The organism is Streptomyces sp. NPDC054813 (assembly GCF_053611365.1).
This window is the reverse complement of record NZ_JBSHAF010000005.1, coordinates 488,610-513,672: the sequence shown is the minus strand read 5'-3', so window position 1 is coordinate 513,672 and position 25,063 is coordinate 488,610. Positions and strand designations below refer to the sequence as shown.

Below are 25,063 nucleotides of genomic sequence, written 5' to 3'. Positions count from 1 at the left end.
CGGGCCTTCAGGTCCGGCCCCCCGCCCGGGCCCCGGGGAACTCCCCGACCAACCACGAACCGCCCGCAGTCGCCACATGACCGAAAGCCCCCAGACAAGGGGCGACGGGACCCCGCCCTACCCGCGCGCGGGGTCCCGTCGGCGACATCAGCCCAGGTCACCCTCGGCCGTCAGCTCGGCAAGCCGCACCAGCGTCCGCACCGCCGACCCCGTCCCGCCCTTCGGCGTGTACCCGAAGGGCCCGCCCTCGTTGAACGCCGGTCCGGCGATGTCGAGGTGCGCCCAGGTGATCCCCTCACCCACGAACTCGCGCAGGAAGAGCCCGGCCACCAGCCCGCCGCCCATCCGCTCGCCCATGTTCGCGATGTCCGCCGTGGGCGAGTCCATCCCCTTGCGCAGGTGCTCCGGCAGCGGCATCGGCCACGCCGGCTCGCCGACCTCCTCGGCCGCCTCGTGGATCGCCGTACGGAACGCGTCGTCGTTGGCCATGACACCGAACGTCCGGCTGCCCAGCGCCAGCATCATCGCCCCGGTCAGCGTCGCCACGTCGACGATCGCGTCCGGCTTCTCCGCCGACGCCGCCCACAGCGCGTCGGCGAGGACCAGCCGGCCCTCGGCGTCCGTGTTGAGGACCTCGACCGTCTTGCCGCTGTACATGCGCAGCACGTCACCCGGGCGCACGGCCGAGCCGGACGGCATGTTCTCGGCGAGCGCCAGCCACCCGGTCACATTGACCTGCAGGCCGAGCCGCGCCGCCGAGACGACGGCCGCGAAGACCGCCGCAGCGCCGCTCATGTCGCACTTCATCGTCTCGTTGTGCCCGGCCGGCTTGAGCGAGATACCGCCCGAGTCGTAGGTGATGCCCTTGCCGACGAAGGCGAGGTGCTTGTCCGCCTCGGGGCTCGTGTACGACAGCTTCACCAGCCGCGGGGTCGCGGCCGAGCCGCCGCCGACACCGAGGATGCCGCCGTAGCCGTCCTTGGCGAGCGCCTTGTCGTCCAGGATCTGGATCTTGAGGCCGTGCTCCTTGGCCGCGCGCTGCGCGATCGCGGCGAACGCGGCCGGAGTAAGGTCGTTCGGCGGGGTGTTGATCAGGTCGCGGGCGCGGTTGAGCTCCTCGGAGACCGCGGTGGCGCGGGCGAGGGCCGCCTTGTGGGCGGCGTCCCGCGGCTTGCCGCCGAGCAGCGTGGCCTCGGCGAGCGGCGCCTTGCCGTTCTTCGCCTTCGCGTTGCCGCCGTTGTCCTTGTAGACGTCGAAGGAGTAGGCGCCCAGCAGCACGCCCTCGGCGATCACGCCGACGGCGGCCGCGTCCTCGACGGGCAGCGCGAAGGCCGCCTTCTTGGCGCCGTTCAGCGTGCGGGCCGCGACGCCGGCCGCCCGGCGCAGCGCCTCCGCGTCGTAGCCGGCGCCGCCGTCGGGCTCGGCGCCCAGGCCGACCGCGATGACGAGCGGGGACTTGAAGCCGGCCGGCGAGGGCAGCTTCGTCAGTTCGCCCTCGGCACCCGAGGCACCGAGGGTCTCCAGGACGTCGGCGAGCTTGCCGTCGTAGGCCTTGTCCACGGCCTCGGCGCCCGGCGTTACGACCGGGCCCTTGGCGCCCTTGGCGACACCGATCACGATCGCGTCGGCCCGGAGGCCGGGCGCCGCTGAGGTGCTGAGAGTGAGAGCAGTCACGGTGGTGGAATCTCGCTTCCGATGTTGAGTTGCTGTGGCCGAGTGGGTGGGTCGACCGGGCCCGGGAAGCGACCCTAGGCAGTGGCCTCGGGGCGCATTACCACCGGGGCCTTCACCCTGTCGGCGAACACCCGGGACGAGCCTACGCGTGTGTATGCGTTCGCTCATTCCTACGGGCGTTCACCTGAGGGTGGCGTCCAAGCCACTTCTCCCCTCTGCCGCCAGGTGACCTGGGTCACACTCCTCGCGTTCCGGTGGGCGAGGCCGCCTGCGGCTTCGTGAGATTTCCATCGATCCCGCTCGGAACCTCCACAAAGAGCTGCAAGCGGATTTTCCGGGAGGGTGGACCTGTATCGGCGCACACCGCCCATCGATGGGGAACCACGGCAATGGCCATGACCGCGGCACCCTCGACGGCGAGGAACTGCCGTGAGCGGAACCCCGTGGAGCGACCGCGGTACGAGGCCGCGCATGGGCCTCGGTCTGCCGCGCGGTACCCGGGGTGGGAGATCATCGATGGGGTCCTCTGTCGCCCACCCTGGAGCCCGCCCGGTGAAACTCCGCACCAGCACACCCCTGCTCGTCCCGCTGGCCCTGCTCGCCGGCTGTACCGGGGCCTCGGACGACGCCGGGCGCTGGCAACCGAGGCCCGGGGTCACCTGGCAGTGGCAACTGAGCGGCCGCGTGGACACGTCCGTACGGGCGTCCGTGTACGACATCGACGGCTTCGACCAGTCCAGCGCGACGGTCGGCACGCTGCACGGCAAGGGCCGCAAGGTCATCTGCTATCTCTCCACCGGCGCCTTCGAGGACTGGCGGCCAGACGCGAAGAAGTTCCCCGAGTCGGTGCTGGGGCGCGGCAACGGCTGGGAGGGCGAGCGCTGGCTGGACATCCGCCGTACGGACGTCCTGGAGCCGTTGATGGCGGCCCGCTTCGACATGTGCAAGGACAAGGGCTTCGACGCGGTGGAGCCCGACAACATGGACGGCTACAAGAACCGCACGGGCTTCCCCCTCGAAGCGGCCGACCAGCTCCGCTACAACCGGCTCATCGCCCGGCTCGCTCACGACCGGGGCATGTCGGTGGGCCTGAAGAACGACCTGGACCAGATACCGCAACTGGTCGGCGACTTCGACTTCGCGGTCAACGAGCAGTGCGCCCAGTACGGCGAGTGCGACGACCTGAAGCCGTTCACCAAGGCGGACAAGGCCGTCTTCCACGTGGAGTACGAACTGCCGACGACCAGGTTCTGCGCCCGGTCGCGGCAGCTGAAGCTGAGTTCATTGGAGAAGAAATACGAGCTGGGAGTGTGGCGCCGGGCCTGCTGAGTGCCCCGTAAGGGGCGCGGGGCGGTATTGGATCTGCGGCTACCGCCGCGGGGCGCGACCAGCCCCCACCGGCCCACCGCCGCGACTCGATCCGTCAGCCCCCCAAAGAAAACACCACAAGCGCTGCGGTCGCCGCCGTCTCGGCAAGCGCCCCGAACACATCCCCCGTAACCCCACCGAACCTCCGCCGGCACAGTCGCAGCAGCACGTCCGTCGCCGCCTCCGCCGCCACCACCGCGAGCAACGCCCGCAGGCTGTCGGCCGATCCCACCAGCGCCCCGGCCCCCGCCGCCACCACCATCACCGCGACCGTGACCACCGAAGCCCCCACCTTCGGCACCACCCCGGCCACCGCCGCCCCCAGCCCCTCCGGCCGGGCCGCGGGCACCCCCTGCACCGCGGCCAGGCTCATCGCCAGCCGGGCCACCATCGCCGAGACGACCGCGGCCAGCACCCCCCGCCGCCACGAGCCGCCGTAGGCCTGGGCCAGCGCGGCCACCTGCCCGAGCAGCACGAGGACGAGCGTGATCACGCCGAACGGCCCGATGTCCGACTGCTTCATGATCCGCAGCGCTTCCTCGGCGGGCTTGCCGCTGCCCAGTCCGTCGGCGGTGTCGGCGAGCCCGTCCAGGTGCAGTCCCCGGGTGAGCACGGCCGGTACCGCGACCGCGGCCACCGCGGCCAGCAGCGCACTCGCCCCGGCCAGGACCAGCAGCGCCCCGACCGCGCCCGCGCAGAGCCCGACGGCGAGGCCGGCCAGCGGTGCGAGCAGCATGCCGCCCCGGGCGGCCTCGCGGTCCCAGCGGGTCACCTTCACGGGGAAGACGGTGAGGGTGCCGAAGGCGAAGCGGACGCCGTCACGCCAGGGAGTCGCAGAGGTCGCAGCCACCGGCGCAGGTTACCCGGTGGGCGGAGGGTCCCCGCCATGGCCGGGGATAAAGTGCGCACATGGGACATTGGCTGGAACGGAACGTCATCGAGCCGGGCAAACTCCCCCTGTTGCTCGCCCTGACCGCCTTCGTCCTGACCTTTGTGATCACACGGGTCGTCACCCGGCTGATCCGTGCCGGAAAGGGCCCGTTCGGCAATGTGAAGGCCGGCGGCCTGCACATCCACCACGTGGTCCCCGGGGTGGTCCTCGTCATCATCGGCGGTTTCGGCGCCGTCGCCGGCGGCCGGCAGGGCTTCGGCGCGGCCCTCGCCGCGATCGTCTTCGGCATCGGCGCGGGGCTCGTGCTCGACGAGTTCGCCCTGATCCTGCACCTCGACGACGTCTACTGGACCGAGGAGGGCCGCCAGAGCGTCGAGGTCGTCGTCATCACCGCCGCGATGGTCGGACTGCTGCTCGCCGGGTTCTCGCCGTTCGGCGTCAACGACATCTCGGCCGACGAACTCCAGGACCGGAGCGCCGTCATCGCGAACATCGTGGCGAACTTCTTCTTCTCGCTCGTCGCCCTGAGCAAGGGCAAGGCCCGTCTCGCGATCTTCGGGGTGGTCGTCCCGTTCGTCGGTCTCGTCGGCGCGGTCCGCCTGGCCCGTCCCGGCTCGGCCTGGGCCCGCCGCTTCTACGCCGACCGCCCGCGCGCCCGGGCCAGGTCCGGGCTGCGCGCCTACCACCACGACCGCCGCTGGGCCAGGCTCAGCAGGACCCTTCAGGACTGGATCGGCGGCAAGCCCGACCGCCCCGAACCGGCCCGGCTGCCCGGCCGCCGCTGACGCCACCGGCACCGCAGCCGCCGACCCACCGCCACCGCCGCGTACAGCGCCAGCACGCCGGCGATCGCCGCCAGATGCTCCTTGCCGGCGAGGTTGTCCTTCAGCGCCACCTCGACCACCATCGCCGCTGCCACCACGCCCGCGGTGACATACGCGCCGTACCGCCGGCAGAGGACGACCGCGAGTCCGACGACGGCGGCCGAGGGGCCGGCGTCCACCACCCAGGCGTCCGAGGCGGGCAGGCCCAGGGGGCTGTGCGGACCCAGCGCGATGCCCACACGGGCGTACAGCGTGCCGGCGAGGGTCGCGACGTACGCGACGGTCAGCGTCCGCCACCAGCCCAGGCACACCTCGGCGATGCCGAACACGATCAGGATCTGCACCAGCGCCCCCCACACCGGCAGGTCCAGCGCCGGTACGAACAGCGACAGGGGAGTGCGCAGCAGGGCCAGCCAGAGCGGGTCCGCGGCGCGCACGCCCCCGATGTCCTGCACGAACCGGTAGCCCCACGACTGGTTCTGGACGAACTGCAGCAGCGCCGTCAGACACACCGCCGCGACTGCCATCGGCACCGCCCGCAGCCGCCGCTTCGCCAGCGCGTCGCGCACGGTGGCGTACAGCAGACCCCACTCGGCGCGGGCCCGGCGGGCGAGCGGCTTCATGCGGTGGTCCTCACCGGCGGGAGTCCCGGTCCGTGTCCAGGTGCCGTCGGTGCAGCCACCTCGGCAGTACCGGCGTCTCCAGGAACCCCTCCGCACGGGCCGACGAGAGGCCGATGCGCGGCAGGTCCGCGCTCTTCTCGAAGAGCAGGAACCGGGGTTCCCAGATGGGCCGGTACTTGGCGTTGGCCCGGTACAGGGACTCGATCTGCCACCACCGGGAGAAGAAGCTCAGCAAGGACCTCCACAGCCGCAGCACCGGTCCCGCGCCGAGACGCGCGCCACGTTCGAAGACCGACCGGAACATGGCGAAGTTGAGTGAAACCTGAGTGATCCGGATCTCTCCGGCACGCCGCAGCAGCTCGATGACCATGAACTCCATCAGCCCGTTGTCGCAGTCCCGGTCCCGCCGCATCAGGTCGAGGGAGAGCCCGCCCGGTCCCCACGGCACGAACGACAGCAGCGCTCGCAGCCGGCCCTCCCCGTCGGTGCACTCCAGCATCACGCACCGCCCGTCCCGGCCGTCCCCGAGCCGCCCCAGCGCCATGCTGAACCCGCGCTCGGTGGCGCCGTCCCGCCAGTCGTCGGCGCGCCGCAGGAGGTACGCCATCTCGTCGGCGGGGATGTCCTCGTGCCGGCGGATCCGCACCGAGTAGCCCGCCCGCCCGACCCGGTTGTGGGCCTGCCGGACGGTCCGCATCGCCCGTCCCTCCAGCGTGAACTCGGCGACCTCGACGATCGCCTCGTCACCGAGCTCCAGCGCGTCGAGCCCGTGCCGCGCGTACACGGTCCCGGCCTCCTCGCTCGCCCCCATCACCGCGGGGATCCACCCGTGCGCCCGGGCCTCGCTCAGCCACGGCACGATCGCCCCCGGCCAGGCCTCCGGATCCCCGATCGGATCCCCGGAGGCGAGGCTCACCCCGCCCACCACCCGGTAGGCCACCGCGGCCTTCCCGGTCGGCGACCACACGACGCTCTTCTCCCGGCGCAGCGCGAAGTACCCGAGCGAGTCCCGCTCGCCGTGCCGCTCCAGCAGCTCCCGCAGCCGCTTCTCGTCGTCCTCGGTGATCGGGTCGACGGCGCGGCGGGAGCGGAAGGCGGCGTAGAGGACGGCGAGGACGAGGAGCGTGCTCAGCACGTTGACGGAGACGTTCACCCAGTTGGGCGGCGCGATGTACGGGAACCGGGAGGGGTCGGCGGCGACCGAGACCAGGCGCAGGGTGCCGTAGTGCCAGCGCTCCGCGAACGTCGAACGGACGGCGTGCGGGGCCTGGTTGGTGACGGTCACGAGGAGGGCGGCGAGCAGCGAGGCGAGGAGCCCGCCGCCGACGGCCACGGTCGCGGCGAGCCGCGGGTTCGACCGGTCGCCCTTGGCGTAGAACTCCCGGCGGCCGACCAGCAACGCGCCCACGAATGCGGCGGTCAGCGCGATCGAGATCCAGTTCTGCGGGTACCGCCGGATCTCCGGAAACGCCATGGCGAACGCGAACAGCGCGAGGAACAGGCCGCTCAGGACGAGGTTGAGGATCCAGGCGGCCCGCTTGCGCCGCCGCATCGTGATCGCGAGGAACGCGGTGAACACACCGGAGGCGAAGCCGGCGGTCAGCAGGTACGGCGTGAAGAAGTCCTCCTGGTTGTGCCGTCGCACGTCCTGCCCCAACGACACCCACACCGCGCTGAGGAAGTTGACGAAGGCGACGGCCCGCAAGTACCACACAGCAAGGGCGGCGGCCCGCCGGGAAACCCCGCCGGCCCGCCACCGTTCAACGGCAATTCGGACATCTCCCATGGAGATGGATCATATGGGCGCCCCCGCGGCGAACGCGGTCACACGCACGGACCTCGCCGTTGCCGGTGATACCTCTACTCCTCCGGCTTTTCCTCTTCCCCTGCTTCCTCCGCTGCCTCTTCCTCGGGCTTCTCCGGGAGTTCCGCCGCCAGGGCCGCCGCGGACTGGACCAGGGGGAGGGCGAGCAGTGCTCCCGCTCCCTCGCCCACCGTCACGCCCTGTTCCAGCAGGGGTTCCAGGGCCATCCGGTCCAGCGCCTTCGCCTGGCCCGGCTCCCCGCTGTCGTGGCCGGCCAGCCACCAGTCCGGCGCCCGGAACGCGATCCGCTGCGCGACCAGCGCACACGCGGCCGCCACCACCCCGTCCAGCACCACCGGCAGCTTCCGCACCGCCGCCTGCAACAGGAACCCGGTCATCGCCGCGAGATCGGCCCCGCCCACCGTCGCCAGCAACTGCAGCTGGTCCCCGAGCACCGGCCGCGCCCGCCGCAACGCGTCCCGGATCGCCGCACACTTGCGCATCCACGCGAGGTCGTCGATGGCGAGCCCGCCCCGCCCGGTCACCACGGACGCGTCGGTCCCGCACAGCGCCGCGACGAGGACACAGGCCGCCGTGGTCCCCCCGACGCTCACATCGCCGAGCACCACCAGATCGGTCCCCGAGTCGGCTTCCCCGTCGGCCAGCGCCATCCCCGCCCGGAAGGCCTCCTCGGCCTCCTCCAGGGTCAGCGCGTCCTCGATGTCGATACGGCCGCTGCCCCGCCGCACCCGGTGCCGTACTACCTCCGCGGGCAGCGTGTCCGGGTCGCAGTCCAGCGCCATGTCGACGATCCGCAGGGGCACCCCGAGCCGCCGGGCCAGCACCGCAACCGGGCTGGCCCCCTCCAGGACCGCCCGCACCAGCAGCCCGGCAGTGCCCGCGGGCCGCGCGGACACGCCGAGTTCGGCGACGCCGTGGTCAGCCGCGAAGAGCAGGACCCGCGGCCGTTCGACCGGCCGCACCGGTACGCGACCCTGCGCGGCGGCCAGCCACTCACCCAGGTCGTCGAGGCGGCCCAGCGACCCGGGCGGCACGATCAGCCGCTCCCGGCGCGCCTCTGCGTCACGGCGCACACCGCCGTCGGGGCGCTCGATCAGATCGGTGAAGTCGTCGAGATTAAGCGAGCTCATTCGCCGAACAGTACCGGCACCGAACGAACGCTTCGGTGTCAGATCGCCACCACACCCGCACGGCGTCTTGGCAGGCAAGATCGGTATCCCATACGTTCCGTTTTGCAGCGTATTGCGTACAGGGAGCACAGGGAGCCGCCCATGCCGCCCACACCCGAACTCCTCCCGGGCACCGACGGGTTCCACGAGCCGCGCCGCGAGGACTGTCCCTGGTGCGGTTCCAGACGCCTGCGCACCCGGCTGCGCACACCCGACCTCCTCCATCACCGGCCCGGCAGGTTCGCCGTCGACGAGTGCCGCGACTGCGCCCACGCCTTCCAGAACCCCCGGCTGACCGCGGAGGGCTTCGTCCTCTACCACCGGGACTACTACGAGGGCCGTCTGGAGGACTACGCGGACGGCCTGCTCGCGACCCGCGGCGGCCGCCGCAGGCACCGCGCCGCCGCCCGCGCGATGCTGGCGCTGACGGAGCCGGAGAGCTGGCTGGACGTCGGGACGGGCCACGCCCAGTTCCCGCGGACGGCGAAGGAACTCTTCACGTACACCTCGTTCGACGGCCTGGACTCGACCCTGCGGGTGGTGTGGGCCCAGGCCGAGGGGCACATCGAGGAGGCGCACTGCGGTCACCTGACCGCACCGGAGGTGCTGGCCCGGCTGCGCGCCCGCTACGACGTCGTCAGCATGTTCCGGCACCTCGAACACGCACCCGACCCGCGCGCCGAACTCCGCGCGGCGCTCGCGGCGCTACGGCCCGGCGGCCACCTCCTGATCGACATCGCCAACCCGCGCAGTGCCTTCGGCGCGCTGCTCGGCAAGTGGTGGGTCCCGTACGGACAGCCCCGCCACCTGCATCTGCTGCCCCCGGCCAACCTGCGGGCGGAGCTGGAGTCCCAGGGCTGCGAGATCCTGAAAGCCGACCGGCAGACGCCGCACATCCCGTACGACATCTCGGCGGCGCTCGCGCTGCTGCTGCGCCGGGTGCTGCCGAAGCGGGCGCTACGCGCGACGGCCCCGCTGGTGGCCGTGGCGGAGGCCGTCGACCACGCGTTGGCCCCGCTGCTGCGGCGCACGCCTTTCTCCAACGGGTACCGGATCATCGCGAGAAGGGGGCGCTGACAGGCCCTTGCGCGGCTGCGGGTGGGTGGCGGCCGGTCGCGCCCACGCGGCGGAGCCGCAAATCGACACAGCCCCGCGCCCCTGACGGGGCGCCACAGCGCGGGCGCGTTTGTCAGGGGCACCCCTGCCGGCGCCAAGTAGGCACCCCCACTACCGCAGCACGATCGCCTGTCCCGCCACCACCAGCACCACGTGCTCGCACTCGGCCGCGAACGCCGTGTTCAGCCGGCCCAGTTCGTCCCGGTAGCGGCGGCCCGACGCTGTGGCCGGCACGATGCCCGACCCCACCTCGTTGGAGACGGCGACCACCGTCCGCCGGGTCGAGCGCACCGCCTCCGTCAGCTCCCGCACCCGCTCCCGCAGCGCCTTCTCCCCGCCCGACGCCCACTCCGTGTCGTCCCACGCCCCGACGGAGTCCATCGCGTCCGTCAGCCACAGCGACAGACAGTCCACAAGCAACGGCGGCCCGTCCTGCGCCAGCAACGGCACCAGGTCGCACGTCTCCGTCGTACGCCACGACCCCGGCCGCCGCTCCCGGTGCACGGCGACCCGCGCCGCCCACTCGGTGTCCCCGCCGCGCGTCCCGCCCGTGGCGACGTACAGCACGTCGGGGAAGGACTCCAGCCGCCGCTCGGCCTCCACGGACTTGCCGGACCGGGCCCCGCCCAGCACCAGCGTCCGGCGCGGCACGTCGGGCACCTCCTCGTACACCCCCACCGTCAGCGTCGTACCGTCCGGCACGGCCCGCGCCCCGGCCGCCGCCAGCCGCCGCCGCAACTCCGGTCCTGGCGGCACGTCGTGGTCGAGATGGACGGCGATGACGTCGGTGGCCGGGCCCACCGCCGCCACCGCCCGCAGACGCGCCAGCGCGTCCGGGCGTCCCACGACGTCCAGGAGCGCCATGTCGTACGACTCCGTGCTCCCGTTCTCCAGCCCGGCCGGCGCACCGCCCGGCGGCAGGTACAGCAGCCGCTGCCCGTCGGGGCCGGTCACCGCGTACCCGGTGCCGCCAGCGTCCATCGCCAGCGCCCGCACCCGGTGCCCGGTGAGCAGCGCCAGCTCCCGGCCGTCCGGCACCCGCCCCGGCTGCGGCAGCCCGGCCGGCACCTCGACGGCGGGCCCGTCGTGCGGATGCGACAGCAGCACCTGCCGTACGCCGGTGAGGGAACGCCCGGCGCGTGCCGCGGCGAACGCCGCGCCCGGCGTCAGGTCGAGCAGCAGCGTTCCGTCGACGAGCGCCGCCGTGGCGGCCCGGACATCCGCCCCGACAGCGCAGGCACAGGCCGCACAGGGACAGTCTGGGCGGGGCAGACCCGCGGGAGCACCGGTACCGAGCAAAGTCACTTCCACGCCCTGATTTTCACCCGTCCCGACGGTTCTTGCTTCAGCGGGCGCCCCGTGAACACACCCCAGGGGGCGCGGGGCTGTATCGACGTGCGGCTCCGCCGCGTGGGCGCGCCCAGCCCCTGCCGGGCCCGCACATACCCCACAACCAGCGGAGTTTTTGTCGGCGTCCTTATACGATGCACCAGTTGGATCAAAGGAGGCCTACATGGCGGCATGGACGTGGCGGTTCGAGAAGGCCGACGGGACGGAGGTCCAGCCCGCGGTGGAGCCCGAGGAGTTCACCACCCAGGGCGACGCCGAGTCCTGGATCGGCGAGCAGTGGAAGGACCTGCTGGCCGGCGGCGCCGACCAGGTGCGGCTCTTCGAGGACGCCACCGAGATCTACGGCCCGATGAGCCTGCACGCGGACGAATCCTGAGCGGTGCCGGTCAGGGGCGGCCCTCCGCGGGCCGCCCCGCCGTCACTGCTCGCCCAGCGTCACCCCCACCGTCCGCTCGACGTCGTTCCGGCTGTACGTCACCGTCGTCTTCTGTCCCGGCCGGTCCACGGCGAGCGACTCGGCCAGTGAGGTGATGGTGGTGATCTCGTCGTCACCCACCTTGGTGATGATGTCGCCGGGCCGGATGCCCGCCTTGTCGGCCGCGTCCCCCGGCTTCACCGTCACGACGGCCACCCCGGCGGGCTGGTAGTTCACGTCGACGACCGTGCGCCCGCTGATGCCGAGCGCGGCCCGCCCCGAGACGGTCACCTTGCCCTGCTTGATGATCTGGTCGGCGACCGTCTTCACCATCGACCCCGGGATGGCGAACCCGATCCCCGGCGCCGCGCTCCCGCCCAGGTCGGGGTCGCTCGCGGCGAGCGTCGGGATGCCGATGACCTGGCCGTCCAGATTGACCAGCGCGCCGCCGCTGTTGCCGGGGTTGATGTCGGCCGAGGTCTGCACCATGTTGGGGATGGTGGCGCCGGTGCCGCCGCCCTCCTGGTTCTCGCTGACGGTCCGTCCGGTCGCCGACACGATGCCCTCGGTGACGCTGGACGACAGCCCGAGCGGCGAGCCCATGGCGAGCGTGATCTGCCCGACCTCGACCTTCTCGGTGTCCCCGAAGGCGGCCGCCTTCAGCCCGTCCGGGATCTTGTCGAGCCGGAGGACCGCCAGATCCTGCTCGGGGTAGGAGTAGACGAGCGTCGCGGTGAGCGGTTCCTCGTTGTTGGCGGTCGTCACCTTGAACTTCTTCTCGCCCTGGACGACATGCGCGTTGGTGACGATGTGTCCCTTGTCGTCGTAGACCACGCCGGAGCCCAGGTCGCGGCTGGCCTGGATCTGCACCACCGACGGCAGGACGTCCTTGATCACCTTCTGGTACTGGCTCTGCAGGTCGGCCGCCGCCATGGGAACGGCCGCCGCCTGGGCGGCCTGGGCGGCCTGGGCGGTCGAGCGGTCCTCGGCGGTGCCGCTGCCGAACGCGGAGCAGCCGGAGACGAGGGCGAGACAGCAGGAGCCGAGCGCGGCAGCCGTACGGAAGGTCCGACGAGTACGGGAAGCGTCCATGCCCCCGAGTCTCGTCGCGGGGTGCCGGTCCGGCTCGTGCTGCTGACCCGAACGAGCAGCACACGACGGGTTCAGCCGCGGACCCCGCACAGGTGCAGCAGCGCCGCGACCGCACGGTACGGATCCGTCCGCCCGGCCCGCTCCTCCGCCGCCAGCAGCGTCTCCAGGTCGGCGGGTGGTCCGGCGCCGTCCGCGGCCGTGTCCGTGAACACCCGTACGCCGTACCAGGAGTGCAGCGGCGCACCGATGCCGGCGAGTGCGGCGGTGAGGGTGGCCAGCCGGTCGGCCCGTACCTCGAGGCCCAGCCGGTTGCGGTAGGAGACGGTGTCGAAGGCGCCCATCGCCCCCGTCCAGTCCCCGCTCAGCCCCGGCCGCATGGCCAGCGCGTCGGCGTTGCGCACCAGCAGCGAGAGCAGGCCGCCCGGGGCCAGCATCCGGGCCAGCCCGGCCAGCAGTGCGTCCGGTTCCTCGACGTACATCAGCACACCGTGACAGAGCACCAGGTCGAAGCTGCCGGGCAGAAAGTGGACGCCCGTGTCCCGTCCGTCCCCCTCGACGATCCGCACCCGTTCGCGGATCCCCTCCGGCTCACCGGCCAGGACCTCCCGCGCGGCCGCGATCATCGTCGGTTCCCGCTCGACGCCGGTCACCTGGTGCCCGGCGCGGGCCAACCGCAGCGCCTGAGTGCCCTGGCCCATCCCCACGTCGAGCACCCGCAGCCGCTGCCCGACCGGGAACCGTCCGGCTATCTGCTCGTCGAGCTGCCGGGCCACCAGCTCCTGTCGTACGACCTCACGCAGCCCGCCCAGCCTGGTCAGCCAGGCCTTCGCCGCACCCCCGGAGAAAGGCTCTGTGCTCAGGGCCGCTCTCCGCGCTTGACCTGCGGCTTGGGCAGCCGGAGCCGGCGCATCTGGAGGGAGCGCATGAGACCGTAGGCGACGGCGCCCTTCTTGTTCTGGTCCGGGAAGCGCTCGGCGATGCGCTTGCGCAGCCGGAGGCCGCTCACCGCGGCGTCGAGCACGATCAGCACGATCACGACCAGCCACAGCAGCAGCGCGATGTTCTTGATCGCCGCGTTGTTGACCACGCTCATGACCAGGATGATCACGGCCAGCGGCAGGAAGAACTCCGCCACGTTGAAGCGTGAGTCGACCCAGTCGCGGGCGAGCTTGCGGACCGGGCCCTTGTCACGGGGCGGCAGGTACCGCTCGTCGCCGGTGGCCAGCGCCTGGCGCTGCCGCTCCATGGCGGCACGCCGGTCCTCGCGCTGACGCTTGGCGGCGTCCTTGCGCGTCGTCGGCGTGTTGGCCACGCTGCGGCGCTGGGTCTGGGCCTCACTGCGCTTGGGCGTGGGCCTGCCCTTGGGCGCCTGCGGGTCACGGGTCTGCTTGGAGTCGGTCAACGCCGCCTTGTCGGCGGGGGCCTTCTCATCCTTGGCACGGCTACGGAACACAAAACCCAAGGGTACGGGGTGGATGGGTGTGGGCCCTAGTCCGGCGGGGAACGATCCCGCAACGCCAGTCGTCTCCATAGGGGACAGAGGGGACGTTGCAGACGGTTCGCTCGGTTCGTACGACGTCGATCCGGAGTTGATCTGGCGTTGTACGAGGGTTGTACGGCGGTTGCGCGCGGGTTCACCGGGGGATCGGCCCGGCAGACCCTGGGGGGCCACCTACTACCTGTGCCGGAGCGGATGCGGCCGCAGTCGTCCTTGGGGATGAGCGCATCGGTCCCCGAACAGTGCGGTAATGGAGGCAGGGCCCGTACTGTGGGTTCTGTCGCAGGATCTGTGAGCTGGAGTCCGTCAGAAGGGGGCGCGCGAAGCCCATGAGCGGTGTCATGAAGCGTATGGGGATGATCTTCCGCGCGAAGGCGAACAAGGCCCTGGACAGGGCCGAGGACCCGCGCGAGACTCTCGATTACTCGTACCAGAAGCAGCTTGAGCTGCTCCAGAAGGTGCGCCGCGGGGTGGCCGACGTCGCCACCTCCCGCAAGCGGCTCGAACTCCAGCTGAACCAGCTCCAGCAGCAGTCCACCAAGCTGGGGGACCAGGGCCGCAAGGCGCTCGCGCTCGGCCGCGAGGACCTCGCCCGCGAGGCGCTGTCCCGCCGCGCCGCCCTCCAGCAGCAGGTGACCGACCTGGAGACGCAGCACGCCACCCTCCAGGGCGAGGAGGAGAAGCTCACCCTCGCGGCCCAGCGCCTCCAGGCCAAGGTGGACGCCTTCCGTACGAAGAAGGAGACCATCAAGGCCACCTACACCGCCGCCCAGGCCCAGACCCGCATCGGCGAGGCCTTCTCCGGCATCTCCGAGGAGATGGGCGACGTCGGCCTCGCCATCCAGCGCGCCGAGGACAAGACGCAGCAGCTCCAGGCCCGCGCCGGCGCCATCGACGAACTGCTCGCCTCCGGTGCCCTCGACGATCCGACCGGCATGGCCAAGGACGACATCGCCGCCGAGCTGGACCGTCTCTCCGGTGGTACGGATGTAGAGCTGGAGCTCCAGCGGATGAAGGCGGAGCTGGCCGGCGGCCAGCCGCAGCAGGCGATCGAGGGCGGCACCGGCCAGGGCCAGCAGGCGCAGCAGCCGCAGGACACCCCGCGCTTCGACAAGCAGTAGCCGACGCCTGGAGGGCGACATGGCCGACATGGTCGTAAGGATCATGGGGGAGGGCCAGGTGAGGCTGGCCGACAGCCACCTCACCGAACTGAACAAGCTGGACGACGAGCTCCTGGCGCAGACGGAGTCCGGCGACGAGTCGGCCTTCCGCCGTACCCTGGGCGCCCTCCTGGACAAGGTCCGAGAACTCGGCACCCCGCTCCCGGACGACGCCCTGGAACCCTCGGACCTGATCCTCCCCTCCCCGGACGCCACCCTGGAGGAGGTCCGGGCCCTCCTGAGGGACGACGGCCTGATCCCGGGCTGACGCGATGCGTCCGGCCCGCCTGCCCCCTGATGCGATGCGTCCGGCCCGCCTGGCCCCCGGACCTGAGCCCTTCAGCTGAGCGAGTCGGACGGGTGGGCGGGAAATCGGGCGGTGCCGACGGCGGCCCGAACCGACGGTTCCGGCCCGCACGAACCAGCCGTACTGTTCAGACCGTGAGCCCCTTCGAAAGAGCCCGCTGCAGAGTCGGCGCCCATCCACTCGCCGTGGACGCGGTCATCGCCGCGGGCGCTCTCGTGTGCATGGTCGTGAGCTCTTTCGCCGTCCCGCACGGCGCGCACGGCGTCGCCTGGGGCATCCGCACCCCGGACCCCCTCAGCCTGGTCCTGATGACGCTCGCCGCCGTCGCCCTGGTCTTCCGCCGGTACGCCCCGAAGACGGTCCTGGCCGTCACCGGCGCGGCCTCCGTCGTCGAGTGCGTCACCGGCGACCCCCGCGCCCCCGTCGCGATGGCGGCCGTCGTCGCCCTCTTCACCGTCGCCGCCACCACCGACCGCCGAACCACCCTGCGGGCCGGCCTGCTCACCATGACCGTGCTGACCACCGCCGCGATGGCCGCGGGCCCCCTCCCGTGGTACGCCCAGGAGAACCTCGCGATCTTCGCCTGGACCGGTATCGGCGCCACCGCCGGGGACGCGGTGCGCAGCCGGCGGGCCGTCGTCCAGGCCATCCGGGAGCGCGCCGAGCGCGCCGAGCGGACCCGCGAGGAGGAGGCCCGCCGCCGGGTCGCCGAGGAGCGCCTGCGCATCGCCCGTGACCTGCACGACGTCGTCGCCCACCACATCGCCCTGGTCAACGTGCAGGCAGGAGTGGCCGCGCATGTCATGGACAAGCGGCCCGACCAGGCCAAGGAGGCCCTCGCCCACGTCCGCGAGGCCAGCCGCTCCGCGCTCAACGAACTGCGCGCCACCGTCGGCCTGCTCCGCCAGTCCGGCGACCCCGAGGCCCCGACCGAACCCGCCCCCGGCCTGCACCGCCTCGAAGAACTCGCCGACACCTTCCGCAACGCCGGCCTCCAGGTCGAGGTGGCCCGCGCCGACCAGGGCACCACCCTGCCCGCCGCCGTGGACCTCGCCGCCTACCGGATCATCCAGGAGGCCCTGACCAACGTGCAGAAGCACGCGGGACCCGAGGCCAAGGCCGAGGTCAGCGTCGTACGCGTCGGACCGCACATCGAGGTCACCGTCCTCGACAACGGCCCCGGCGAGGACACCGCTCCCGAGGAGGGCGGCGGCCACGGCCTGCTCGGCATGCGCGAGCGCGTCACCGCCCTGCGCGGCACCCTCACCACCGGCCCCCGCTACGGCGGCGGCTTCCGCGTCCATGCGATCCTGCCGGTCAAGACCGACACCGACGACCGTACGAGCCACCGGACGGCCGCCCTGGGGGATTCCGCATGACGATCCGTGTCCTGCTCGCCGACGACCAGGCACTGCTGCGCAGCGCGTTCCGCGTGCTCGTCGACTCCGAGCCCGACATGGAGGTGGTCGGCGAGGCCTCCGACGGCGCCGAGGCGGTGCGGCTCGCCAGAGAGACCCGGGCCGACGTCGTCCTGATGGACATCCGGATGCCGGGCACGGACGGTTTGGCCGCCACCCGGCTGATCAGCGAGGACCCGTCCCTCGACCGGGTCCGGGTGGTCATACTGACCACCTTCGAGGTGGACGACTACGTCGTGCAGGCGCTGCGCGCGGGCGCCTCCGGCTTTCTCGGCAAGGGCAGCGAACCCGAGGAGCTGCTGAGCGCCATCCGGGTCGCCGCCGGCGGCGAGGCGCTGCTCTCCCCGACCGCCACCAAGGGGCTGATCGCCCGCTTCCTCGCCCAGGGCGACACCAGTGCCGACGGCGGCGACCCGGCCCGCGCCGAACGGCTGGACGCGCTCACCTCACGCGAGCGCGAGGTGCTGGTCCTGGTCGCGGGCGGACACTCCAACGACGAGATCGCCGAGCGCCTGGAGGTCAGCCCGCTGACCGTGAAGACGCACGTCAATCGGGCCATGGCCAAGCTGCGCGCCCGGGACCGGGCACAGCTCGTGGTGATCGCCTACGAGTCGGGGCTGGTCCGTCCGAGGATGGAGTGACCTCCACCCGGCCGTACTGCGGCGGGAGTAGGAGCCGGATAAAGGACGGCACCCAAGGCCTACGTGAGCAGGGCGGCGCATGGGTGAGGGTGGTGGGGTGGGCGCTCACAGGTGCCCCCTGTGCCGCTCGTTCGCCGTTCATCCGCCGCTCACAGCAGCTCCGCTCACAGCAGCAGCTCACCGAAAAGAGACCCTGACCCATGTCCTGGCTGTCCCGATTCAGCCTCGCGCAGCGGGCCCTGATAGGCCTCATGTCATTGATCGCGCTCGTCTTCGGGGCGATCGCCGTCCCCCAGATCAAGCAGCAGCTGCTGCCCACCATCGAACTCCCGGTCGTCTCCGTCCTCGCCCCCTACCAGGGCGCGTCGCCGGACGTCGTCGAGAAGCAGATCGTCGAGCCCGTCGAGAACAACCTCGAAGGCGTCGACGGGATCACCGGCGTCACCTCCACCGCCAGCGAGGGCAACGCCGTGATCATGGCGTCCTTCGACTACGGCAGCGACACCAAGCAGCTGGTCGCCGACGTCCAGCTGGCCGTCAACCGCGCCCAGCTCCCGGACTCCGTCGACCCGCAGGTCATCTCCGGCTCCACGGACGACATGCCGACCGTGGTCCTCGCCGTCACCTCCGGCAAGGACCAGCAGGCCCTCGCCGACCAGCTCGACAAGACGGTCGTCCCGGACCTGAAGGACATCGACGGCGTCGGGCGCGTCCAGGTCACCGGCGTACGGGATCTCCAGGTCACCGTCACCCCGGACCAGGCGAAGCTGGCCGCGGCGGGCCTCACCCCGGCGGTGATCGCCCAGACCCTCCAGGCGGCCGGAGCGACCGTGCCGGCGGGCTCCTTCGACGAGGACGGCGCCAACCGCACCGTCCAGGTCGGCGGCGGACTCACCTCGCTGGGGCAGATCAAGGACCTGATGGTCAGCGGGCAGGGCGTCAAGAAGCCCGTGCGCCTCGGTGACGTGGCCTCGGTCAGGGAGCAGGAGGCTCCGGCCGACTCCATCACCCGCACCGACGGCCGTCCCAGCCTCGCCGTGAACGTCACCATGGACCACGACGGCAGCGCGGTCTCCATCTCGAACGCGGTCAAGGACAAGCTGCCCAAGCTGCGTCAGGACCTCGGCTCCGGTGCCACCCTCACGGTCGTCAGCGACCAGGGCCCGGCGGTCTCCAAGTCCATCAAGGGCCTCACCACCGAGGGCGCCCTCGGCCTGGTCTTCGCGGTCCTGGTCATCCTGGTCTTCCTGGCCTCGATCCGCTCGACCCTGGTGACGGCGGTCTCCATCCCGCTGTCGGTGGTCCTCACGCTGATCGTGCTGTGGACCCGGGGTCTCTCCCTCAACATGCTCACGCTCGGCGCGCTGACCATCGCCATCGGCCGGGTCGTCGACGACTCGATCGTGGTCCTGGAGAACATCAAGCGCCACCTCGGCTACGGCGAGGAGCGCCAGGCCGCCATCATCGGCGCGGTCCGCGAGGTGGCCGGCGCGGTCACCTCCTCCACCCTCACCACGGTCGCCGTCTTCCTGCCGATCGGCCTGGTCGGCGGCATGGTGGGAGCCCTGTTCGGCTCGTTCAGCATCACCGTGACGGCCGCGCTGCTCGCCTCCCTGCTGGTCTCGCTGACGGTCGTACCGGTGCTGTCGTACTGGTTCCTGCGCGCCCCGAAGGGCACCCCCGAGGACGCCGCGGAGGCCCGCCGCAAGGCCGAGGCGAAGGAGGCCGACAGCCGGCTCCAGCGTGCCTACGTGCCCGTCCTGCGCTTCGCGACCCGGCGCCGCCTCACCAGCGTGCTGATCGCGATCGTGGTCCTGGTCGTCACGTTCGGCATGGCCGGGCTGCTGAAGACCAACTTCTTCGACCAGGGCGACCAGGAGGTCCTCACCGTCAAGCAGGAGCTGAAGCCGGGCACCAGCCTGGCGGCGACCGACGCGCAGGCGAAGAAGGTCGAGAAGCTGCTCGCCTCCGTCGACGGGGTGAAGGACTACCAGGTCACGGTCGGCTCGTCCGGCTTCATGGCGGCCTTCGGCGGCGGCACGGACACCAACCAGGCGTCGTACTCGGTGATGCTGGACGACGCCAAGTCGTACGACAAGGTGCAGACCGCCATCGAGGACGGTCTGCACAAGCTGCCGGGCATCGGTACGACCACGGTGTCCGCCGGTGACGGCTTCGGCAGCCAGGACCTGAGCGTCGTCGTGAAGGCGGCCGACGGGGACGTGCTGCGCAAGGCCTCGGAGCAGGTCCGGGCCACGGTCGCCAAGCTGGACGACGTCACCGACGTCACCAGCAACCTCTCCCAGAGCGTGCCGCGCATCTCGGTGAAGGCCAACTCCAAGGCCGCGGCGGCCGGGTTCGACGACCAGACGCTGGGCGCCGCCGTCACCCAGGCGGTCAAGGGCACCACGGCCGCGAAGGCGGTCCTCGACGACACCGAGCGGGACGTCGTCGTGAAGTCGGCGAAGTCGGCCGAGACCCTCGCACAGCTGCGCGCCCTCAAGCTGGGCCCGGTGAAGCTGGGCGACATCGCCACCGTGAAGCTGGTGGACGGGCCGGTGTCGCTGACCCGGATCGACGGCCAGCGCGCCGCGACCATCACGGCGAAGCCGACCGGTGACAACACCGGCGCGGTCAGCACCCAACTCCAGTCCAAGATCAAGGCGTTGAAGCTCCCGGCGGGTGCGACGGCCTCGATCGGCGGGGTCACCTCGGACCAGGACAGCGCGTTCAAGAACCTGGGCCTGGCGATGCTCGCGGCGATCGCGATCGTCTTCATGCTGCTGGTCGCGACCTTCCGCTCGCTCGTCCAGCCGCTGATCCTGCTGGTCTCCATCCCGTTCGCGGCGACCGGCGCGATCGGCCTGCTGGTCGTCACCGGCACCCCGATGGGCGTCCCCGCGATGATCGGCATGCTGATGCTGATCGGCATCGTGGTGACCAACGCGATCGTGCTGATCGACCTCGTCAACCAGTACCGGCGCCAGGGATACGGCGTGGTCGAAGCGGTCGTCGAGGGCGGCCGGCACCGGCTGCGCCCGATCCTGATGACCGCCCTGGCGACCATCTTCGCCCTCCTCCCGATGGCGCTCGGCGTCACCGGCGAGGGCGGCTTCATCGCCCAGCCGCTGGCAGTGGTCGTGATCGGCGGTCTGATCACCTCCACGCTGCTCACCCTGCTGCTGGTGCCGACGCTGTACGCGATGCTCGAACTCCGCAAGGAGCGCCGGGCCAAGAAGCGGGCCGCGAAGCAGGGCCAGGGGGCAGGGGACTCTGCCCCGGCGGCCGAGGAGCCGCAGCCCGCGGCCGTGTGACGGTCCCGCGAACGGCGGCCGGTTTCCGGAACACCTCCGGGAACCGGCCGTCCGCGTCCGGCCGTTCCGTATGCTGGCGCCGCGAACTGCAGGGCGGGGAAGGGGAGTTTCGGCGTGCCGCTGCACAAGGACGACCCGAGGTCCCTCGGCGGGTACAGGCTGGCCGACCGGCTCGGGGCCGGCGGGATGGGCATCGTCTACTGGGGCCGGTCGCGCTCCGGGCGCGAGGTCGCCGTCAAGGTGGTGCACGCCCAGTACGCCGAGGACCCGGTCTTCCGCGCCCGGTTCCGGCAGGAGATCGAGGCCGCCCGCCGGGTCAGCGGCGCCTTCACCGCCCCTGTCCTGGACGCCGACCCGGACGCGCCGGCCCCGTGGATGGCCACCCAGTACGTGCCCGGCCCCTCCCTCGCCGCCCGCATCCGGGCCCAGGGCGCGCTCCGCGTCACCGAGCTGCGGCCGCTGGCCCTCGGCCTGGTGGAGGCACTCCGGGACATCCACCGGGCCGGGGTGGTGCACCGCGACCTGAAACCGGGCAACGTCCTGATGGCCGAGGACGGCCCCCGCGTCATCGACTTCGGCATCTCCCGGGCCGCCGAGAACCACAACACCCTCACCGAGACCGGGCAGATGGTCGGCACCCCGCCGTTCATGTCCCCGGAGCAGTTCACCGACGCCCGCACGGTCGGCCCCGCCTCGGACGTCTTCTCGCTCGGCGCGCTGCTGGTGTACTGCGTCACCGGACGTGGCCCCTTCGACGCCGACAGCCCCTATCTGACCGGCTACCGGGTGGTCCACAACGAGCCCGTACTGGACGGGGTCACCGGCCCGCTGCGCGCGGTCCTGGCGCGCTGCCTCGCCAAGGACCCCGCCGCCCGGCCCGAACTGGACGAACTGGCCGGGGAGTTCGCGGCGGCCCTGCCGGAGCAGTCGTCCGCCGAACCACAGACGATGACCCTGCGCCTGCCCTCCGCACGGCCCGGCACCGCCCCGTCCCTCGACGCCACCACCCCGCCGGGCACCGGCCGCCGCCCGCGCCGCCGCACCCCCCGGCTGCTGCTGGCCGCGGCAGCGGTGACCGCCATCGCCCTGACCGGGTACTTCCTGCTGGGCTCCTGGAACGGCGACGGCGAGGCAAGCACCGGCTCCTCGGCGTCTCCCGGATCCCGCTGGGGCACCCTCCCCGACGGCTGGAAGCCCTGGCAGACAACGGTGTCCGCGACCGCCGAGCAGGGGGTGAAGAAGGCGCCGGGCTACGAGGGCGACACCTCGCCCTCCTGCGTCTCGGACGGCTCCTCCGTCTACTGCGGCGGCACCGCCCTCCTGCCCACCCGGGTCGACGCCACCACCGGCCGGACCCTCTGGCGCTCCCCGGTCGCGCCCGCGGGTATCCCGGCCGACCGCTACATCACGACCGTCCTCGGCGTGGACGACGGCCGGGTCCTCGTCGAACTGCAGGTCACCGACACCAACGGCGCGGGACAGGCCCAGTCCGTCATGGCGCTCGACAGCGAGAACGGCGCCAGGATCTGGTCCCACGCGGTACGCACCGACAGCCTGGGCTCGGCCTACGCCGACGGGGTGACCCTGACCCAGGAGGGCGACGGCAGCGCGGTCACCATCCGCTCGGCGCGCGACGGCAGTGTGCGCAGAACCGTGCCCGTGCCCCAGGGCTGGCTCTGCTCGCTGCTCGCCGTGGGGGACTTCCCCTATGTGGACTGCGGCGATCAGACGGACGGCTCGCATGCCACGAAGTTCTTCGCCGTCGACCCGGCGGACGGGCCGGTGCGCACCCTGGACTCGCCCGCCCAGACGGGCAGTTTCGTGGGCACGCTCTCCGGACAACTGGTCTTCCTGGAGGCGGACGACCAGAACGTCGACAACGGCCCCGACCTGATCTACACCCGCATCGTGCGCGTCGACCCCGACACCGGCAAGCGCACCCTGACGTCCCTGCCCGAGCACTACCGGGGCGGGCTGCCCACCCTGGCCCGGGGCACCCTCTACCTCGCCACCTCCAGCGGCCTGGTCACCGCCTTCTCCCCGACGACGGGGGAGAAGCGGTGGAACAGCCACACCACCCTGGAGTCGCCGGGCCAGGCCTCGGTGGACGTGAGTGGCCGCACGCTCTACATGGCCGGCGCGAGCGGGCGGGTGGTCGCGCTGGACACGGCCAAGGGCACCGTGCTGTGGGAGTCCCCCGCCCGCGCCGAGGTGCTGGGCAACAGCGGCCTGCTGCCGACCGTGTGGTTCAACCGGGGCGCCCTGGTCCTCTCCACCTCCGACGGCACGATCTTCACCCTCGACCCGGCCGACCCCGAGCGGAAGTCCGTCTCGGGGTGACCTCGGGTCGTACGGCTACGGCTACGGCAGCGCCAGCATCCGCTCCAGGGCCAGCTTGGCGAACGCCTCCGTCTCCTTGTCCACCTCGATCCGGTTGACCAGGTTGCCCTCGGCCAGCGACTCCAGGGTCCAGACCAGGTGGGGGAGGTCGATGCGGTTCATGGTGGAGCAGAAGCAGACGGTCTTGTCGAGGAAGACGATCTCCTTGCCCTCGGGAGCGAAACGGTTCGCCAGCCGGCGGACCAGGTTCAGCTCCGTGCCGATCGCCCACTTGGAGCCGGCGGGCGCGGCTTCCAGCGCCTTGATGATGTACTCGGTCGAACCGACGTAGTCGGCCGCGGCCACCACCTCGTGCTTGCACTCCGGGTGCACCAGGACGTTCACCCCGGGGATGCGCTCGCGCACATCGGCCACCGAGTCCAGGCTGAACCGGCCGTGCACCGAGCAGTGGCCGCGCCACAGGATCATCTTCGCGGCGCGCAGCTGGTCGGCGGTCAGTCCGCCGTTCGGCTTGTGCGGGTTGTAGACCACGCAGTCGTCCAGGGACATGCCCATGTCCCGGACGGCGGTGTTGCGGCCGAGGTGCTGGTCGGGCAGGAACAGGACCTTGACTGCCGAGGGCTCCCCCTGCTCGAAAGCCCACTCCAAGGCCCGCTGGGCGTTGGACGAGGTGCAGATGGTGCCGCCGTGCCTGCCCGTGAACGCCTTGATGTCCGCGGACGAGTTCATGTACGAGACGGGGACGACCTGCTCGGCTATCCCGGCCTCCGTCAGCACGTCCCAGCACTCGGCGACCTGCTCGGCCGTCGCCATGTCGGCCATGGAGCAGCCGGCCGCCAGGTCGGGCAGGACCACCTTCTGGTCGTCCGAGGTGAGGATGTCGGCGGACTCGGCCATGAAGTGCACACCGCAGAAGACGATGTACTCGGCCTCCGGGCGGGCGGCCGCGTCCCGGGCCAGCTTGAAGGAGTCGCCCGTGACGTCGGCGAACTGGATGACCTCGTCGCGCTGGTAGTGGTGGCCGAGCACGAAGACCTTGTCGCCGAGCTTCTCCTTGGCGGCGCGGGCGCGCGCGACCAGGTCCGGGTCGGACGGCGAGGGCAGGTCGCCGGGACACTCGACGCCCCGCTCGCTCTTCGGGTCGGCCTCACGGCCGAGCAGCAACAGGGCGAGCGGAGTCGGCTGTACGTCGAGCTCCGTGGTCTGGGCGGTGGTCACGGCACGCACCCTTTCTACTTTTCGTCGTTCTGACGTTATCTATCATAACCGCTTCACGTCACTTTGACGATGCCCATTGTGTCGATGTGACGTGAATCCCGGCGCCATACGGGAGGGTTGCGGGAAAGTGGCCGTGGGGTGGTTGTGGTGTGGTTGTGGAGTGGTCAACGGGCCGCTGGGCGTGACTTCAGGCATGTGCGAGCATGAAGTAAGAGAAAAACGCGAGAACGCGAATGCCGGCCCGGAATGAAACAGCGGACCCGCCGGTTGCACTCGTCGGCAAGCAGTCTCCGTACAACCCGGGAGAGATGTAGATGTCCGTATCGGACGAGACCAGCACCGCCACCGACGGCATCATCCTGAGTGACGCCGCCGCGGCCAAGGTCAAGGCCCTGCTCGACCAGGAAGGCCGTGACGACCTCGCCCTGCGTGTCGCCGTCCAGCCCGGTGGCTGCTCCGGCCTGCGTTACCAGCTCTTCTTCGACGAGCGTTCCCTCGACGGCGACGTCGTCAAGGACTTCGGTGGCGTCAAGGTCGTGACCGACCGCATGAGCGCTCCCTACCTGGGCGGCGCGTCGGTCGACTTCGTCGACACCATCGAGAAGCAGGGCTTCACGATCGACAACCCCAACGCGACCGGCTCCTGCGCCTGCGGCGACTCCTTCAGCTGAGCCGACACGGCCGGCCGAGCCGGCACGGCAAGCGGAACGAAGGCGGGGGGGCCCCCCCGGGGGGGGGCCCCCCGGGGGTGTTTGGGGGGCGAAGCGCCCCCCCGGGGGGGGGGGGGGCGGGCGAGGCCTCGGGGGCCCCCACCCCCGC

General features: G+C 71.8%; 21 protein-coding genes. 11 read left to right on the top strand and 10 right to left on the bottom strand.

Annotation, left to right across the window (positions count from 1 at the left end; translation table 11 throughout):
* Window positions 1–147: 147 nt before the first annotated feature.
* Window positions 148–1,674 carry a leucyl aminopeptidase gene (locus tag ACWGJB_RS13235; protein WP_453380270.1) on the bottom strand — a complete coding sequence of 509 codons (1,527 nt, stop codon included), beginning with the start codon at window positions 1,672–1,674 and terminating at the stop codon, window positions 148–150.
* 516 nt (window positions 1,675–2,190) lie between these two features.
* Between ACWGJB_RS13235 and ACWGJB_RS13230 the strand changes: the two genes are divergently transcribed.
* On the top strand, window positions 2,191–3,003 hold the full coding sequence (locus ACWGJB_RS13230; protein ID WP_453380269.1) for an endo alpha-1,4 polygalactosaminidase: 813 nt from the start codon (window positions 2,191–2,193) through the stop codon (window positions 3,001–3,003).
* A 94-nt stretch (window positions 3,004–3,097) separates the two neighbouring features.
* Here ACWGJB_RS13230 and ACWGJB_RS13225 read toward each other — a convergent pair whose 3' ends face one another.
* The gene (locus ACWGJB_RS13225) at window positions 3,098–3,892 is read right to left on the bottom strand and encodes an adenosylcobinamide-GDP ribazoletransferase (RefSeq protein ID WP_453380268.1); all 795 of its coding nucleotides are present in this window, start codon (window positions 3,890–3,892) and stop codon (window positions 3,098–3,100) included.
* Between the two features lie 59 nt (window positions 3,893–3,951).
* Between ACWGJB_RS13225 and ACWGJB_RS13220 the strand changes: the two genes are divergently transcribed.
* Window positions 3,952–4,719, top strand: a complete 768-nt coding sequence (locus ACWGJB_RS13220) for a hypothetical protein (protein WP_453380267.1) — start codon at window positions 3,952–3,954, stop codon at window positions 4,717–4,719.
* On the opposite strand, the gene ACWGJB_RS13215 is transcribed toward ACWGJB_RS13220, so the two are convergent.
* The 3 genes from ACWGJB_RS13215 to cobT all read right to left on the bottom strand — a co-directional run bounded on the left by ACWGJB_RS13215 (window position 4,656) and on the right by cobT (window position 8,336).
* Complete coding sequence (locus tag ACWGJB_RS13215; protein WP_453380266.1) at window positions 4,656–5,381, bottom strand: hypothetical protein; 726 nt, start codon at window positions 5,379–5,381, stop codon at window positions 4,656–4,658. The two genes, ACWGJB_RS13220 and ACWGJB_RS13215, sit on opposite strands and share 64 nt — an antisense overlap.
* Before the next feature lie 10 nt (window positions 5,382–5,391).
* Window positions 5,392–7,167, bottom strand: a complete 1,776-nt coding sequence (locus tag ACWGJB_RS13210; RefSeq protein WP_453380265.1) for a phosphatidylglycerol lysyltransferase domain-containing protein — start codon at window positions 7,165–7,167, stop codon at window positions 5,392–5,394.
* Between the two features lie 74 nt (window positions 7,168–7,241).
* On the bottom strand, window positions 7,242–8,336 hold the full coding sequence (gene cobT, locus ACWGJB_RS13205; RefSeq protein ID WP_453380264.1) for a nicotinate-nucleotide--dimethylbenzimidazole phosphoribosyltransferase: 1,095 nt from the start codon (window positions 8,334–8,336) through the stop codon (window positions 7,242–7,244).
* A gap of 141 nt (window positions 8,337–8,477) precedes the next feature.
* On the opposite strand from cobT, the gene ACWGJB_RS13200 reads away from it, so the two are divergent.
* The gene (locus tag ACWGJB_RS13200) at window positions 8,478–9,452 is read left to right on the top strand and encodes a class I SAM-dependent methyltransferase (protein WP_453380263.1); all 975 of its coding nucleotides are present in this window, start codon (window positions 8,478–8,480) and stop codon (window positions 9,450–9,452) included.
* Window positions 9,453–9,602: 150 nt separating this feature from the next.
* Here ACWGJB_RS13200 and ACWGJB_RS13195 read toward each other — a convergent pair whose 3' ends face one another.
* Complete coding sequence (locus tag ACWGJB_RS13195; protein ID WP_453380262.1) at window positions 9,603–10,802, bottom strand: bifunctional adenosylcobinamide kinase/adenosylcobinamide-phosphate guanylyltransferase; 1,200 nt, start codon at window positions 10,800–10,802, stop codon at window positions 9,603–9,605.
* Between the two features lie 202 nt (window positions 10,803–11,004).
* Here ACWGJB_RS13195 and ACWGJB_RS13190 point away from each other — a divergent pair, with 202 nt between their 5' ends.
* Window positions 11,005–11,217 (top strand): hypothetical protein, encoded by a 213-nt coding sequence (locus ACWGJB_RS13190; RefSeq protein ID WP_384490904.1) that lies wholly within the window; start codon window positions 11,005–11,007, stop codon window positions 11,215–11,217.
* Between the two features lie 42 nt (window positions 11,218–11,259).
* Here the strand turns inward: ACWGJB_RS13190 and ACWGJB_RS13185 are convergent, their stop codons facing one another.
* The 3 genes from ACWGJB_RS13185 to ACWGJB_RS13175 form a co-directional block, all read right to left on the bottom strand.
* Window positions 11,260–12,348, bottom strand: coding sequence for a S1C family serine protease (locus ACWGJB_RS13185; protein WP_453380261.1), 1,089 nt, complete (start codon window positions 12,346–12,348; stop codon window positions 11,260–11,262).
* Between the two features lie 71 nt (window positions 12,349–12,419).
* On the bottom strand, window positions 12,420–13,121 hold the full coding sequence (locus ACWGJB_RS13180; protein ID WP_453380260.1) for a class I SAM-dependent methyltransferase: 702 nt from the start codon (window positions 13,119–13,121) through the stop codon (window positions 12,420–12,422).
* 83 nt (window positions 13,122–13,204) lie between these two features.
* Window positions 13,205–13,879, bottom strand: a complete 675-nt coding sequence (locus tag ACWGJB_RS13175; protein ID WP_453380259.1) for a DUF3043 domain-containing protein — start codon at window positions 13,877–13,879, stop codon at window positions 13,205–13,207.
* 296 nt (window positions 13,880–14,175) lie between these two features.
* On the opposite strand from ACWGJB_RS13175, the gene ACWGJB_RS13170 reads away from it, so the two are divergent.
* From ACWGJB_RS13170 to ACWGJB_RS13145, 6 genes are all read left to right on the top strand, one after another.
* Window positions 14,176–14,967 (top strand): PspA/IM30 family protein, encoded by a 792-nt coding sequence (locus tag ACWGJB_RS13170; protein ID WP_453380258.1) that lies wholly within the window; start codon window positions 14,176–14,178, stop codon window positions 14,965–14,967.
* Window positions 14,968–14,995: 28 nt separating this feature from the next.
* Complete coding sequence (gene pspAA, locus ACWGJB_RS13165; RefSeq protein ID WP_453380292.1) at window positions 14,996–15,274, top strand: PspA-associated protein PspAA; 279 nt, start codon at window positions 14,996–14,998, stop codon at window positions 15,272–15,274.
* A 173-nt stretch (window positions 15,275–15,447) separates the two neighbouring features.
* Window positions 15,448–16,692, top strand: coding sequence for a sensor histidine kinase (locus tag ACWGJB_RS13160; RefSeq protein ID WP_453380257.1), 1,245 nt, complete (start codon window positions 15,448–15,450; stop codon window positions 16,690–16,692).
* The gene (locus ACWGJB_RS13155) at window positions 16,689–17,372 is read left to right on the top strand and encodes a response regulator (RefSeq protein ID WP_453380256.1); all 684 of its coding nucleotides are present in this window, start codon (window positions 16,689–16,691) and stop codon (window positions 17,370–17,372) included. Before ACWGJB_RS13160 ends, ACWGJB_RS13155 begins: the two co-directional genes overlap by 4 nt.
* Window positions 17,373–17,572: 200 nt before the next feature.
* Entirely contained in the window at window positions 17,573–20,686 is a 3,114-nt protein-coding gene (locus ACWGJB_RS13150; RefSeq protein ID WP_453380255.1) for an efflux RND transporter permease subunit, read from the top strand.
* A 114-nt stretch (window positions 20,687–20,800) separates the two neighbouring features.
* Window positions 20,801–23,026: a protein kinase domain-containing protein gene (locus ACWGJB_RS13145; protein WP_453380254.1), complete on the top strand. Its 2,226-nt coding sequence runs from the start codon at window positions 20,801–20,803 to the stop codon at window positions 23,024–23,026.
* A 21-nt stretch (window positions 23,027–23,047) separates the two neighbouring features.
* Here the strand turns inward: ACWGJB_RS13145 and nadA are convergent, their stop codons facing one another.
* Window positions 23,048–24,244 carry a quinolinate synthase NadA gene (gene nadA, locus ACWGJB_RS13140; protein ID WP_453380253.1) on the bottom strand — a complete coding sequence of 399 codons (1,197 nt, stop codon included), beginning with the start codon at window positions 24,242–24,244 and terminating at the stop codon, window positions 23,048–23,050.
* A 314-nt stretch (window positions 24,245–24,558) separates the two neighbouring features.
* On the opposite strand from nadA, the gene ACWGJB_RS13135 reads away from it, so the two are divergent.
* Complete coding sequence (locus ACWGJB_RS13135; RefSeq protein WP_360496151.1) at window positions 24,559–24,915, top strand: iron-sulfur cluster assembly accessory protein; 357 nt, start codon at window positions 24,559–24,561, stop codon at window positions 24,913–24,915.
* Window positions 24,916–25,063 lie beyond the last annotated feature (148 nt).

Excerpts from the sequence above, each read along its gene's own strand:
- ACWGJB_RS13230 (WP_453380269.1), top strand. The coding sequence starts at position 2,191 with ATGGGGTCCTCTGTCGCCCACCCTGGAGCCCGCCCGGTGAAACTCCGC.
- ACWGJB_RS13220 (WP_453380267.1), top strand. The coding sequence starts at position 3,952 with ATGGGACATTGGCTGGAACGGAACGTCATCGAGCCGGGCAAACTCCCC.
- ACWGJB_RS13215 (WP_453380266.1), bottom strand. The coding sequence starts at position 5,381 with ATGAAGCCGCTCGCCCGCCGGGCCCGCGCCGAGTGGGGTCTGCTGTAC.
- ACWGJB_RS13210 (WP_453380265.1), bottom strand. The coding sequence starts at position 7,167 with ATGGGAGATGTCCGAATTGCCGTTGAACGGTGGCGGGCCGGCGGGGTT.
- cobT (WP_453380264.1), bottom strand. The coding sequence starts at position 8,336 with ATGAGCTCGCTTAATCTCGACGACTTCACCGATCTGATCGAGCGCCCC.
- ACWGJB_RS13200 (WP_453380263.1), top strand. The coding sequence starts at position 8,478 with ATGCCGCCCACACCCGAACTCCTCCCGGGCACCGACGGGTTCCACGAG.
- ACWGJB_RS13190 (WP_384490904.1), top strand. The coding sequence starts at position 11,005 with ATGGCGGCATGGACGTGGCGGTTCGAGAAGGCCGACGGGACGGAGGTC.
- ACWGJB_RS13185 (WP_453380261.1), bottom strand. The coding sequence starts at position 12,348 with ATGGACGCTTCCCGTACTCGTCGGACCTTCCGTACGGCTGCCGCGCTC.
- ACWGJB_RS13175 (WP_453380259.1), bottom strand. The coding sequence starts at position 13,879 with ATGGAGACGACTGGCGTTGCGGGATCGTTCCCCGCCGGACTAGGGCCC.
- ACWGJB_RS13170 (WP_453380258.1), top strand. The coding sequence starts at position 14,176 with ATGAGCGGTGTCATGAAGCGTATGGGGATGATCTTCCGCGCGAAGGCG.
- pspAA (WP_453380292.1), top strand. The coding sequence starts at position 14,996 with ATGGTCGTAAGGATCATGGGGGAGGGCCAGGTGAGGCTGGCCGACAGC.
- ACWGJB_RS13155 (WP_453380256.1), top strand. The coding sequence starts at position 16,689 with ATGACGATCCGTGTCCTGCTCGCCGACGACCAGGCACTGCTGCGCAGC.
- ACWGJB_RS13150 (WP_453380255.1), top strand. The coding sequence starts at position 17,573 with ATGTCCTGGCTGTCCCGATTCAGCCTCGCGCAGCGGGCCCTGATAGGC.
- ACWGJB_RS13135 (WP_360496151.1), top strand. The coding sequence starts at position 24,559 with ATGTCCGTATCGGACGAGACCAGCACCGCCACCGACGGCATCATCCTG.